General features: G+C 57.8%; 9 protein-coding genes. 5 read left to right on the top strand and 4 right to left on the bottom strand.

Annotated elements, in window-relative coordinates; translation table 11 throughout:
* Window positions 1–162 precede the first annotated feature (162 nt).
* Both ppc and HII27_RS15800 read left to right on the top strand, forming a co-directional pair.
* Complete coding sequence (gene ppc, locus HII27_RS15795) at window positions 163–2,814, top strand: phosphoenolpyruvate carboxylase (RefSeq protein ID WP_185668792.1); 2,652 nt, start codon at window positions 163–165, stop codon at window positions 2,812–2,814.
* A 165-nt stretch (window positions 2,815–2,979) separates the two neighbouring features.
* On the top strand, window positions 2,980–3,819 hold the full coding sequence (locus tag HII27_RS15800; protein WP_185668793.1) for a helix-turn-helix transcriptional regulator: 840 nt from the start codon (window positions 2,980–2,982) through the stop codon (window positions 3,817–3,819).
* Here HII27_RS15800 and HII27_RS15805 read toward each other — a convergent pair.
* The 3 genes from HII27_RS15805 to HII27_RS15815 all read right to left on the bottom strand — a co-directional run bounded on the left by HII27_RS15805 (window position 3,806) and on the right by HII27_RS15815 (window position 5,672).
* Window positions 3,806–4,162, bottom strand: coding sequence for a PTS fructose-like transporter subunit IIB (locus HII27_RS15805; protein WP_185668794.1), 357 nt, complete (start codon window positions 4,160–4,162; stop codon window positions 3,806–3,808). The two genes, HII27_RS15800 and HII27_RS15805, sit on opposite strands and share 14 nt — an antisense overlap.
* Window positions 4,163–4,253: 91 nt before the next feature.
* On the bottom strand, window positions 4,254–4,574 hold the full coding sequence (locus tag HII27_RS15810) for a PTS fructose-like transporter subunit IIB (RefSeq protein WP_185668795.1): 321 nt from the start codon (window positions 4,572–4,574) through the stop codon (window positions 4,254–4,256).
* A gap of 18 nt (window positions 4,575–4,592) precedes the next feature.
* Window positions 4,593–5,672, bottom strand: coding sequence for a PTS fructose transporter subunit EIIC (locus HII27_RS15815; RefSeq protein ID WP_185668796.1), 1,080 nt, complete (start codon window positions 5,670–5,672; stop codon window positions 4,593–4,595).
* A 312-nt stretch (window positions 5,673–5,984) separates the two neighbouring features.
* Here HII27_RS15815 and ptsP point away from each other — a divergent pair, with 312 nt between their 5' ends.
* The 3 genes from ptsP to gldA are packed head-to-tail and all read left to right on the top strand — an operon-like array spanning window position 5,985 to window position 10,273.
* Window positions 5,985–8,486, top strand: coding sequence for a phosphoenolpyruvate--protein phosphotransferase (gene ptsP / locus HII27_RS15820; protein WP_185668797.1), 2,502 nt, complete (start codon window positions 5,985–5,987; stop codon window positions 8,484–8,486).
* 11 nt (window positions 8,487–8,497) lie between these two features.
* On the top strand, window positions 8,498–9,160 hold the full coding sequence (fsa, locus tag HII27_RS15825; protein ID WP_185668798.1) for a fructose-6-phosphate aldolase: 663 nt from the start codon (window positions 8,498–8,500) through the stop codon (window positions 9,158–9,160).
* A 9-nt stretch (window positions 9,161–9,169) separates the two neighbouring features.
* Window positions 9,170–10,273 (top strand): bifunctional L-1,2-propanediol dehydrogenase/glycerol dehydrogenase, encoded by a 1,104-nt coding sequence (gldA, locus tag HII27_RS15830; RefSeq protein ID WP_185668799.1) that lies wholly within the window; start codon window positions 9,170–9,172, stop codon window positions 10,271–10,273.
* A 140-nt stretch (window positions 10,274–10,413) separates the two neighbouring features.
* Here gldA and katG read toward each other — a convergent pair whose 3' ends face one another.
* The gene (gene katG / locus HII27_RS15835) at window positions 10,414–12,588 is read right to left on the bottom strand and encodes a catalase/peroxidase HPI (RefSeq protein WP_185668800.1); all 2,175 of its coding nucleotides are present in this window, start codon (window positions 12,586–12,588) and stop codon (window positions 10,414–10,416) included.
* Window positions 12,589–12,744 lie beyond the last annotated feature (156 nt).

Consider the following 12,744-nt stretch of genomic DNA (forward strand, 5'->3'; position numbering starts at 1 on the left):
AACTTTCATAAATTGTCGCGATTTATTCGTTTGCTGAAGCGATTTCGCAGCAATTGACGTACGGGTTTTTACGTGGCTTTATAAAAGAGGTGTCTTTATCTCGCCCTTACGTTCCAGGGGTTGGGATATAACAAAATAAAATGAGATGGGGTGTCTGGGTTAATGAACGAACAATATTCCGCGTTGCGTAGTAATGTCAGTATGCTCGGTAAAGTGCTAGGCGATACCATCAAGGATGCGCTTGGTGAGAACATTCTTGACCGTGTAGAAACGATCCGTAAGTTGTCCAAATCTTCTCGTGCGGGCAACGAAGCCAATCGCCAGGAGCTGCTCACCACGCTGCAGAACCTGTCCAACGATGAACTGCTGCCGGTCGCCCGCGCGTTCAGTCAGTTCCTGAATCTGGCTAACACCGCCGAGCAGTACCACAGCATTTCGCCAAAAGGCGAAGCGGCAAGCAACCCGGAAGTGATTGCTCGTACCCTGCGTAAACTCAAAGACCAACCTAATCTCGACGAAACCACGATAAAAAAAGCCGTTGAATCCCTGTCGCTGGAGCTGGTGCTCACCGCGCACCCAACTGAAATCACGCGTCGTACGCTGATTCACAAAATGGGCGAGATCAACAACTGCTTAAAGCAGCTCGATAATACCGATATCGCCGACTACGAACGCAACCAGGTGATGCGCCGTCTGCGTCAGCTGATTGCCCAGTCCTGGCACACCGACGAAATCCGTAAACACCGCCCAAGCCCGGTTGATGAAGCCAAATGGGGCTTTGCGGTTGTGGAAAACAGCCTGTGGGAAGGCGTACCAAACTACCTGCGCGAGCTGAACGAACAGCTGGAAGAGAACCTCGGCTACCAGCTGCCGGTTGATTTCGTGCCGGTACGCTTCACCTCCTGGATGGGCGGCGACCGCGACGGCAACCCGAACGTCACCGCGGAAATCACCCGCCACGTCCTGCTGCTCAGCCGCTGGAAAGCCACCGACCTGTTCCTGAAAGATATTCAGATTCTGATTTCCGAACTGTCGATGGTTGAGTGCACCGACGAACTGCGCGAACTGGTTGGCGAAGCGGGTGCTACCGAGCCGTACCGTTTCCTGATGAAAAACCTGCGTACCCGTCTGCTGGCGACCCAGGCGTGGCTGGAAGCGCGCCTGAAAGGTGAACGTCTGCCGAAACCGGCGGGCCTGATCAGCCAGAACGAACAGCTGTGGGAACCGCTGTACGCCTGCTATAAATCACTGCAGGCCTGCGGGATGGGCATTATCGCCAACGGCGAACTGCTCGACACCCTGCGCCGCGTGAAGTGTTTTGGCGTGCCGCTGGTGCGTATCGACGTGCGTCAGGAAAGCACCCGTCATACCGAAGCGCTGGGCGAACTGACCCGCTATCTGGGCATCGGCGACTACGAAAGCTGGTCTGAAGCCGACAAGCAGGCCTTCCTGATCCGCGAACTGAATTCCAAACGTCCGCTTCTCCCGCGTAGCTGGGAACCAAGCAACGAAACCCGCGAAGTCCTCAATACCTGTAAAGCGATTGTCGATGCGCCTATCGGCTCGGTCGCCGCCTACGTAATCTCCATGGCGAAAACGCCGTCCGACGTGCTGGCCGTTCACCTGCTGCTGAAAGAAGCGGGCATTACCTTCGCGCTGCCAGTGGCGCCACTGTTCGAAACCCTCGACGACCTGAACAACGCCGACGACGTCATGACTCAGCTGCTGAGCATCGACTGGTATCGCGGCTTTATTCAGGGCAAGCAGATGGTCATGATTGGCTATTCCGACTCCGCAAAAGATGCGGGCGTAATGGCGGCATCCTGGGCGCAGTACCAGGCACAGGATGCGTTAATCAAAACCTGTGAGAAAGCGGGCATCGAGCTGACGCTGTTCCACGGTCGCGGTGGCTCTATCGGCCGCGGCGGCGCCCCGGCGCACGCTGCGCTGCTCTCTCAGCCTCCGGGCAGCCTGAAAGGCGGCCTGCGCGTGACCGAACAGGGCGAGATGATCCGCTTCAAATACGGTCTGCCGGAAATCACCGTCAGCAGCCTGTCGCTGTACACCAGCGCCATTCTGGAAGCGAACCTGCTGCCACCGCCGGAGCCAAAAGAAGAGTGGCGCGGCATCATGGACGAACTGTCGGATATCTCCTGCGAGATGTACCGCGGCTACGTGCGTGAAAACAAAGATTTCGTGCCGTACTTCCGCTCCGCCACACCGGAGCAGGAACTGGGCAAACTGCCATTGGGTTCACGCCCGGCAAAACGTCGCGCCACCGGCGGCGTTGAGTCACTGCGTGCGATTCCATGGATCTTCGCCTGGACGCAGAACCGCCTGATGCTGCCAGCCTGGCTGGGCGCTGGCGCGGCGCTGCAAAAAGTGGTTGAAGACGGTAAGCAGAGCAAGCTGGAAGCCATGTGTCGCGACTGGCCGTTCTTCTCTACCCGCTTGGGCATGCTGGAGATGGTCTACTCGAAGGCTGACCTGTGGCTGGCGGAATACTACGACCAGCGTCTGGTGAAAAAAGAGCTGTGGGGTCTGGGCACCGAGCTGCGCGAGCAGCTGGAAGCCGACATCAAAGTGGTGCTGGATATCGCCAACGATGCGCACCTGATGGCCGACCTGCCGTGGATTGCCGAATCTATCCAGCTGCGTAACGTCTACACTGACCCGCTGAACGTTCTGCAGGCCGAACTGCTGCACCGTTCACGTAAAGCGGAAGAAGAAGGTCTGGAGCCGAACCATAACGTTGAGCAGGCGCTGATGGTCACCATCGCGGGCGTTGCTGCCGGTATGCGTAACACCGGTTAATCTCTCCCCCATGTAGCCCGGCCGAGCGAAGCGACGCCGGGAATATGCACGGTGCAGCCCCGGCGTTATCCGGGCGATCTGCACGCCAAAAGGCCACATTCTTTGTGGCCTTTTTTTATCCCCTCGGTTAAGGTTTCTGCGTTGTTCACCACGACAGGGAGCCCCATGCTTTTCGATATCAACCCGCTGCTTTCCCACATCGCCTCAGGCGCCACGCCGCTGCAAAAAATCTGGTTTGCCGGGAATCACGCGCCGGTGCCGGAGATGGCGTTTCAGGTCGACTTTCCGCGGCTGGAGATCCTGCTTGAAGGGCAGCTCACCGATGCCGCGCTGGGTGAACCCATGTTGACGCTCGATGCGCTCTACGTTCCCGCTGGCGGCTGGAATTTCCCGCAGTGGCAGAGTCCGGTCACCACGCTGAGCATTCTGTTTGGCAAGCAACAGCTGGGGTTTAGCGTGCAGCAGTGGGATGGGCAGCAGTTGAAGAACATGGCGAAGCAGCACGTCGCTCGCCGAGGCCCGCGCGTCGGCTCTTTCCTGCTGCAAACCATGGGTGAAATTCAGATGCAGCCGCTGGAGCAGCAAACCGCCCGGCTGATTGCCACCAGCCTGATCAGCCACTGCGCCGACCTGCTCAGCAGCCAGATTCAGACCGCTTCGCGCAGCCAGGCGCTGTTCGACGCCATTCGTGAGCATATCGATAGCCACTTTGCCGAGCCGTTGACCCGCGAATCGGTGGCGCAGGCGTTCTACATCTCCCCCAACTATCTTTCGCACCTGTTCCAGAAAAGCGGAGTAATGGGATTTAACGAATACCTTAACCATACCCGACTGGAGCACGCCAGACGGCTGTTAAAGGGCTATGACCTGAAAGTCAAAGAGATTGCCCACGCCTGTGGGTTTGTCGACAGCAACTACTTCTGCCGTCTGTTCCGTAAGAATACTGACCGTTCGCCGTCAGAGTACCGCCGTCAGTACCACAGTCAGCTGACTACGACAGAATAATGTGCGTGTGCTGCGGCGCGGAAAGCAGCTTACGCACCGCGGCCATGACCTTTTGCGGCTCGCGTAAAAAGGCGCTAATCCCAGACTGCACGCAGCGGCTCTGGGTAAAACGGTCTGCGCCGTTGAGCTCGATATCGGTAATCAGCAGCACCGCATCGGCCCGGCGGATGTCGTCTTCCGTCAGCGCATTTTCAATGCCAAGCGCCCCCTGCGTTTCAATCTTTATGGTCCACTTTTCCTGCTGACAGAGTTTTTCCAGACGTTCCGCCGCCATGTAGGTGTGGGCCACCCCACTGACGCAGGCCGTTACCGCTACCAGCACTCTTCCGCTCGTTACCGTCATCGTCTCCTCCTTGCAGAAAACAAACGCTGGCGGGCGCAAAAATTCTTTCGCACCCGCCAGTGGCTAAGTTTCTATTGTATCGGGATAAAACTTAGGCGCTCTGCGCTAAGTGTGCCTCGATCTTATTCATAATAGCGTCGGCACGTTTAACCGCATCGCTAATATTAACCCGCACAATGGTTTTCCCGGCAAAACGTTCTTCCGCCTTGATGCCAATGTCTTTGGTCAGAATCACCATGTCCGCTGCCGCTACATCGCTCGCCGTCAGCTCATTTTCCTGACCAATAGACCCCTGCGTTTCTACCTTCACGTTCCAGCCTTTTGATTTCGCCGCACTCTCCAGCGCTTCCGCTGCCATGTAGGTGTGTGCTACGCCGGAAGGACAAGCCGTTACCGCAATAATACTGGTCATAATCTTCTACCTTCTCAATTAGTTAATTTCGAAATCTAAATCCAGGTCGTCCTCTTTTTCGACAACCGCTTTCTTGTTCTTACGCGCCAGGCTCTTCAGGACGTTGACGCTCACCGCCGTGACCACCGCACCGACCACAATCGCCAGCAGATAGCCCAGCTTGCCTTCAACCACCGGCAGGACAATCAAGCCGCCCCACCCGGCGTAGCACTGTGCACCCATCAGCGCGGCGGTCACCGTGCCGCAGACGGAGCCCAGCATGATGGAAGGGATCACACGCAGCGGGTCAGCGGCGGCGAACGGAATCGCCCCTTCGGTAACGCCGACGCAGCCCATGACCAGCGCGGCTTTGCCCGCTTCACGCTCTTCGTTATTGAAGTTTTTACGATTAATCAGCGTTGCCAGCCCCAGGCCCAGCGGTGGCACGCAGATGCCGACAGCGGCAATGGCGACGACGGTATAGACGCCCTGAGAGACGCAGATCAGCATGAACGCATAGGCCACTTTGTTGACCGGGCCGCCCATATCGAACGCCAGCATCAGGCCCATAATCACCGCCAGCACCACGATGCTGCCAGCCTGCATCCCTTGCAGCCACTGCGTCAGGCTGGAGGTCAGCAGACCTACCGGCTCACCCAGCCCCCACATCATGATGCCTGCGGTAATAAAGGTGCCGACGATAGGAATGACGAAGATAGGCATCACCGAGCGCAACACTTTGTGCACCGGGATCTTCTTCAGGTAGTAGACCACGATACCGCCGATAATCCCGGCAATCAGCGCGCCGAAGAAGCCCGCGCCAAAACTGTTACCGACCCACGCGCCGATGGCGCAAGGCGCCAGCGCAGAACGTTCAGCAATGGAGTAGCCGATGTAGGCAGCGAGGAAAGGCACCATCAGCGTCAGGCCCGCGACGCCGATATCAAATAGCTTTTTCAGGTTAGGGTCGGTTGCAACATCAGGTACGGCCCCTTTGCCGTACAGCATGACGGAGACGGCCAGTAAAATACCGCCCGCAACCACAAACGGGATCATGTGCGACACGCCAGTCATCAAATGCTGACGGGTGTTTTTGAGTATTTGCACCAATTCTTTCATCAGTCGCTCCTGGGCTTCTTCGGCCCATGTCTATTAGGGTGTTGTGGCAAACAATAGGCAATTGGCGGCGGGACAGACAGTGGATAAAAAGTGCATTTACTGGATTTTTGTATTATCAAAAGAAAAATGCGAGCGACCTCAAAAGTTAGCGCATGAACGGCCTTAATACGCATGACATGGAACCTGTGAGGTTGCTCGCATTTTCCAGCAGACCATACATTTATCCAGTTTTTGACATAAATGTCAGATAGCATGCCCCTTCACAAGCCCCCTATTCTGTTACCCATATCGAATGATTTGGGAGATAAGGTTATGGCGTTGGTTGTTGAATTTGTCTGCGAATTACCGAACGGCGTGCATGCTCGCCCGGCCAGCCACGTTGAGACGCTGTGCAACACGTTTAGCTGCGATATTGAATGGCATAACCTGCGTACGGATCGCAAAGGCAACGCCAAAAGCGCGCTGGCAATTATCGGCACCGACACGCTGTCAGGCGATAGCTGCCGCCTGCTGCTGAACGGTGCAGATGAGCAGAACGCGCATCAACGTCTCTCTGCCTGGCTGAAAGAGGAATTCCCGCTGTGCGACGCGCCGTTGGCGCAGGTTGCCAACGTAGAGCAGGAAGCGCTGCCGGAATCCCTGACTCGCCTCAACCCAACGCTGTTCCGCGCACTGCCGGTCTGTAACGGCAGCGCGGGCGGTGTGCTCACTCGTCTGGCCGCGCTGGATCTCAATAATCTCGGCGAACTTCCGCCCGCGAAAAATGCGGAACAGGAACAAGCTGCGCTGGATAGCGGCCTGACACGGCTGGTCAGAACACTGGAACTGCGGTTGTTAGACAACGACAGCACCGCCAGCGCTATCCTCGAAGCGCACCGCTCGCTGGCCACCGATACCTCGTTACGCCAGCATTTACTGGCGGGCGTAAATAACGGCCTGAGCTGCGCGCAGGCCGTCGTTGAGAGCGCCAACCACTTCTGTGCCGAATTTGCCCGTTCCAGCAGCAGCTATTTACAAGAGCGTGCGCTGGACGTGCGCGACGTCGGCTTCCAGCTGCTGCAGCATATTTATGGTGAAGACCGCTTCCCGGCACCGGGCCAGCTTACTCAGCCGTCCATCTGCGTGGCGGAAGAATTGACCCCAAGCCAGTTCCTCGAACTGGACAAAACCCTGCTCAAGGGCCTGCTGCTGCAAAGCGGCGGTACCACCTCGCATACGGTGATCCTCGCTCGCTCCTTTAACATTCCAACCCTTGTGGGCGTGGAGATTGATGCACTAACGCCGTGGCAGAACCAGCCGGTTTACCTCGACGGCAACGCGGGTGCGGTGATTGTCGCCCCAACAGAGGCCATCACCCGCTATTACCAGCAGGAAGCACGTGTACAGGCCGCCATTCGCGAACAGCAAAGCGTATGGCTGCATAAAGAAGCGCGCACTGCCGATGGCATTCGCCTTGAGGTTGCCGCCAACATTGCCCACTCCGTTGAAGCACAGGCCGCCTTCGGCAACGGCGCGGAGGCCGTCGGCCTGTTCCGCACGGAAATGCTCTATATGGACAGGGCCAGCGAGCCGAGCGAGAGCGAGCTGTACAACATTTTCTGCCAGGCGCTGGAGTCTGCCGAAGGGCGTAGCATTATTATCCGCACCATGGATATCGGCGGCGATAAGCCGGTGGATTACCTCAATATTCCGGCAGAGAACAACCCGTTCCTCGGCTACCGCGCGGTGCGTATTTATGAAGAGTATTCCGCGCTGTTCACCACCCAGCTGCGCGCCATCCTGCGCGCCTCCGCCCACGGCAGCCTGAAAATCATGATCCCGATGATCTCCTCCATGGAAGAGATTTTGTGGGTCAAAGAGAAGGTGGCCGAAGCCAAACAGCAGCTGCGCAGCGAACACGTGCCGTTCGATGAGCGCATTCCGCTGGGCATCATGCTGGAAGTGCCGTCGGTGATGTTCATCATCGACCAGTGCTGCGAAGAGATAGACTTCTTCAGCATTGGCAGTAACGACCTGACCCAGTACCTGCTGGCAGTCGATCGCGATAACGCCAAAGTGACTCGCCACTACAACAGTTTGAATCCAGCCTTCCTGCGCGCCCTGGACTTCGCCGTGCAGGCGGTGCACCGTCAGGGGAAATGGATTGGTCTGTGCGGCGAGCTGGGCGCTAAAGGCTCGGTACTGCCGCTGCTGGTTGGGCTGGGAATGGATGAAATCAGCATGAGCGCCCCGTCGATTCCGGCGACTAAAGCGCGTCTGGCGCAGCTCGACAGCCGCGCCTGCCGCCAGTTGCTCAACCAGGCGATGGCCTGCCGCACCTCGCTGGAAGTGGAGCATCTGCTTGCCCAGTTCCGTATGAGCCAGCAGGATGCGCCGCTGATTACCCCACGCTGTATTTCGCTCGATAACGACTGGCGCAGCAAAGAGGAGGTCATCAAAGGGATGACCGACAACCTGCTGCTCGCCGGGCGCTGCCGCTATCCGCGTAAGCTGGAAGCCGACCTGTGGGCACGAGAAGCGGTCTTCTCCACCGGGCTGGGCTTCAGCTTCGCCATTCCGCACAGCAAATCGGAACATATTGAGCAGTCGACCATCAGCGTCGCGCGCCTGCCCGCGCCGGTAGCCTGGGGCGATGACGAGGCGCAGTTCATCATTATGCTGACGCTGAACAAACATGCCGCCGGAGACCAGCATATGCGCATCTTCTCGCGCCTGGCCCGCCGTATTATGCATGAAGAATTCCGCAGCGCTCTGGTTAACGCCGCTTCTGCCGACGCTATCGCCAGCCTGCTGCAACACGAACTGGAACTTTAAGAGGAAATAGCATGGAACTGTATCTGGATACCGCCAACGTGCAGGAAGTGGAACGTCTGGCCCGTATTTTTCCGATTGTCGGCGTGACCACTAACCCAAGCATCGTGGCCGCCAGCCGCGAATCCATCTGGGACGTGCTGCCGCGGCTGAAAAAAGCCGTGGGTGAAAACGGCACGCTGTTTGCCCAGACCATGAGCCGTACCGCCGAAGGTATGGTGGCCGAAGCGCGTAAGCTGAATGATGCCGTGCCGGGCATCGTGGTGAAAGTCCCGGTCACCGCCGAAGGTCTGGCGGCGATTAAGCTTTTGAAACAAGCGGGCATTCCAACGCTTGGCACCGCTGTCTACAGCGCCTCTCAGGGGCTGCTGGCCGCGCTGGCGGGGGCAAAATACGTGGCGCCGTACGTCAACCGCGTTGACGCCCAGGGCGGTGACGGTATCCGCATGGTGCAGGAGCTGCAATCGCTGCTGGAGCTGCACGCGCCGGAAAGCAAAGTGCTGGCAGCCAGCTTTAAAACCCCACGTCAGGCGCTGGACTGTTTATTGGCAGGATGTGAGGCCATCACCCTTCCTTTAGATGTAGCGCAACAAATGCTCGGCACACCCGCAGTAGAGTCAGCTATTGAGAAGTTTGAGCAAGACTGGAAAAACGCATTTGGGAATCTGAACCTGTAGGAGAAATGTATGGATCGCATTATTCAATCACCAGGTAAGTATATTCAGGGTGCCGACGTTATCACACGTCTAGGTGACTATCTGAAGCCAATGGCCAATAGCTGGCTGGTCGTCGGCGATAAATTCGTGCTGGGATTTGCCGAAGAGACGCTGCGCAAAAGCCTGACCGGCGCGGGCCTGTCCGTTGAAATCGCGCCGTTCGGCGGCGAATGTTCACAGAACGAAGTTAACCGTCTGCAGGACGTGGCGAACAGCGCCAAATGCAGCGCCATTTTAGGTATCGGCGGCGGGAAAACGCTGGATACGGCCAAAGCGCTGGCCCACTTTATGAATCTGCCGGTGGCGATTGTTCCCACCATCGCATCTACCGATGCACCGTGCAGCGCACTCTCCGTGCTGTACACCGATGATGGCGAATTCGACCGTTACCTGATGCTGCCGCACAACCCGAACATGGTTATCGTCGATACCAAAATCGTCGCCGGTGCCCCTGCGCGCCTGCTGGCTGCTGGGATTGGCGATGCGCTGGCGACCTGGTTTGAAGCCCGTGCCTGCTCGCGCAGCGGCGCCACCACCATGGCAGGCGGGAAATGCACCCAGGCCGCGCTGGCGGTCGCTGAGCTTTGCTACAACACGCTGATTGAAGAAGGCGAGAAAGCCATGCTGGCCGCCGAGCAGCACGTGGTGACGCCAGCGCTGGACCGCGTCATTGAAGCTAACACCTACCTGAGCGGCGTCGGCTTCGAGAGCGGTGGTTTGGCGGCTGCGCACGCCATTCATAACGGCATGACGGCAATTGCAGACGCACACCACTACTACCACGGTGAGAAAGTCGCGTTTGGTACCCTCACCCAACTGGTGCTGGAAAACGCGCCGGTGGAGGAAATTGAAACCGTCGCGGCGCTTTGCCATAGCGTTGGGTTGCCAATCACCCTGGCACAGCTGAGTATCAAAGAGGATATTCCGGCGAAAATGCGCCTGGTGGCGGAAGCGGCCTGTGCGGAAGGCGAGACCATCCACAACATGCCGGGCGGCGCGGACCCTGACCGCGTTTACGCGGCGCTGTTGGTGGCTGACCAGTATGGGCAGCGTTTTCTGCACGAGTGGGAGTAATGAGATAAGGTAGCCCGGCCGAACGAAGTGACGCCGGGATCTCCCCGGAGTCGCCGCTAACGCGTCTCGTCCGGGCTACCTTAAACCCACAAACAAAAATCCCCGCTTTCGCGGGGATTTTTTATACCTTCACGCCCACCTTACAGCAGGTCGAAACGGTCCAGGTTCATCACTTTCACCCATGCCGCCACGAAGTCTTTCACAAACTTCTCTTTCGCATCGCTGGAGGCATAAACCTCCGCCAGCGCACGCAGTACGGCGTTAGAGCCAAAGACCAGGTCAGCGCGCGTGGCGGTGTATTTCACCTCACCGCTCGCACGATCGCGGCCTTCAAACAGCTCAGACGTTTCGTCGGTCGATTTCCACTCGGTGCGCATATCCAGCAGGTTGACGAAGAAGTCAGTGCTGAGCGCGCCCACGTTGTCGGTAAAGACGCCGTGGTTGCTGCCGTCGAAGTTCGCACCCAGTACGCGCATGCCACCAACCAGTACGGTCAGTTCCGGCGCGGTCAGGGTCAACAACTGTGCTTTGTCGATCAGCAGAGATTCCGTGGTCGCTTCACCCGGTGCCGCACGATAGTTACGGAAACCATCGGCAAGCGGTTTGAGCAGCTCGAACATCTCGATGTCCGTCTGATCCTGACGCGCATCAACGCGGCCTGGGGTAAACGGAACCTTGATATCAACGCCGGCCGCTTTCGCTGCCTGCTCAACGCCCACCACACCGGCCAGCACGATAATATCGGCCAGAGAAGCTTTGTGCGCTGACTTATAGATGCCTTCCAGCACCGGCAGTACGCGAGCCGCCGTGGCGTTCACTTCCCAGTCACGCTGCGGCGCAAGCGCCAGACGTGCGCCGTTCGCCCCACCGCGCTTATCACCGCCGCGGAAGGTGGAAGCGGAAGCCCAGGCGACCGACACCAGCTCACCGACGGAGAGGCCGGATGCCGCAATCTCAGCCTTCAGGCTTTCGATATCTTCGGCAGTCGGGTTGAAGAACGCATGCGGCAGCGGATCCTGCCAAATCAGATCTTCACGTGGCACTTCTGGCCCGATGTAACGCGCTTTTGGCCCCATATCACGGTGGGTCAGTTTGAACCACGCACGGGCAAAGGCTTCGTTAAAGGCCTGCGGGTCGTTCAGGAAGCGGCGAGAAATTTTCTCGAAGTCCGGATCGAAGCGCAGCGTCAGGTCGGTCACCAGCATGGTTGGCTTACGTTTTTTCGACGGGTCGAACGGATCCGGAATGATGTCCGGCGCATCTACCGCTTCAAACTGGATGGCGCCAGCCGGGCTGCGGGTCTGCACCCATTCGTATTTGAACAGGTTCTCGAAGAAGTAGTTGCTCCACTGGGTAGGCGTCTGTGTCCAGACCACTTCCAGACCGGAGGTGATGGCATCTTTACCTACACCACTGCCGTAGCTGTTTGCCCAGCCCAGGCCCTGAGATTCAATCGGTGCCGCTTCCGGATCCGGACCGACGTGCGTAGCCGAGGCTGCGCCGTGGGTTTTACCCAGCGTGTGACCACCGGCAATCAGCGCCACGGTCTCTTCGTCGTCCATCCCCATGTTACCGAAGGTGGCGCGAATCGCCGCTGCCGCAGACAGCGGTTCACCGCTGGCGTTTGGCCCTTCCGGGTTCACGTAGATAAGGCCCATTTCGGTGGCCGCAAGCGGGCGTTTCGCCAGCTCTTCCGGATCACGGTGCGCCAGCCAGGCTTTTTCATCACCCCAGTTTACGTCCTGATCCGGTTCCCACACGTCTTCACGCCCGGCACCAAAACCAAAGGTACGGAAACCAGAGTTTTCCAGCGCCACGTTACCCGCAAGGATATACAAGTCGGCCCAGGAGATTTTCTGCCCATATTTCTGTTTGATTGGCCACAGCAGACGACGCGCCTTATCCAGGCTCACGTTATCCGGCCAGGAGTTCAGCGGTGCGAAACGCTGTTGACCGCGCCCTGCGCCGCCGCGACCGTCGGTAGAACGGTAGGTACCCGCACCGTGCCACGCCATGCGGATAAATAACCCCACATAGCTGCCCCAGTCTGCAGGCCACCAGGATTGCGAATCCGTTAACAGCGCACGAATATCACCCTTCAGTGCGGAGTAATCTAATTTGCTGAATTCTTTGCGATAATCGAAATCTTCACCCAGCGGGTTGGATCGATTGGAATGCTGATTAAGTAGATCAACGCGAAGCTGCTTCGGCCACCAGTCCTTGCTACTGGTGCCAGCGCCGGCGCTCTGATCGTGACCACCACCGTGGTGGAAAGGACATTTACCTGCGTTCTGGATATCGTCTGGCGTGCTCATCACTATGCTCCCTTACAGTATTTATCGTTAAGATATACACCCCTGCTGATAAGTTATAGCTGAAATGACCCACGGATTTGATAGTTAATTCCTCTTATTTTTCCCTTGTCAGAGAGGAATTTCTGCGCAGGTCGAGCCTATCCTTACACAATTTAG

Origin of the sequence: Kluyvera sichuanensis, from assembly GCF_014218705.1 — a bacterium.
Taxonomy (GTDB): domain Bacteria; phylum Pseudomonadota; class Gammaproteobacteria; order Enterobacterales; family Enterobacteriaceae; genus Kluyvera; species Kluyvera sichuanensis.

Coding starts and splice junctions, on each gene's coding strand:
- ppc (WP_185668792.1), top strand. CDS start 163: ATGAACGAACAATATTCCGCGTTGCGTAGTAATGTCAGTATGCTCGGT.
- HII27_RS15800 (WP_185668793.1), top strand. CDS start 2,980: ATGCTTTTCGATATCAACCCGCTGCTTTCCCACATCGCCTCAGGCGCC.
- HII27_RS15805 (WP_185668794.1), bottom strand. CDS start 4,162: ATGACGGTAACGAGCGGAAGAGTGCTGGTAGCGGTAACGGCCTGCGTC.
- HII27_RS15810 (WP_185668795.1), bottom strand. CDS start 4,574: ATGACCAGTATTATTGCGGTAACGGCTTGTCCTTCCGGCGTAGCACAC.
- HII27_RS15815 (WP_185668796.1), bottom strand. CDS start 5,672: ATGAAAGAATTGGTGCAAATACTCAAAAACACCCGTCAGCATTTGATG.
- ptsP (WP_185668797.1), top strand. CDS start 5,985: ATGGCGTTGGTTGTTGAATTTGTCTGCGAATTACCGAACGGCGTGCAT.
- fsa (WP_185668798.1), top strand. CDS start 8,498: ATGGAACTGTATCTGGATACCGCCAACGTGCAGGAAGTGGAACGTCTG.
- gldA (WP_185668799.1), top strand. CDS start 9,170: ATGGATCGCATTATTCAATCACCAGGTAAGTATATTCAGGGTGCCGAC.
- katG (WP_185668800.1), bottom strand. CDS start 12,588: ATGAGCACGCCAGACGATATCCAGAACGCAGGTAAATGTCCTTTCCAC.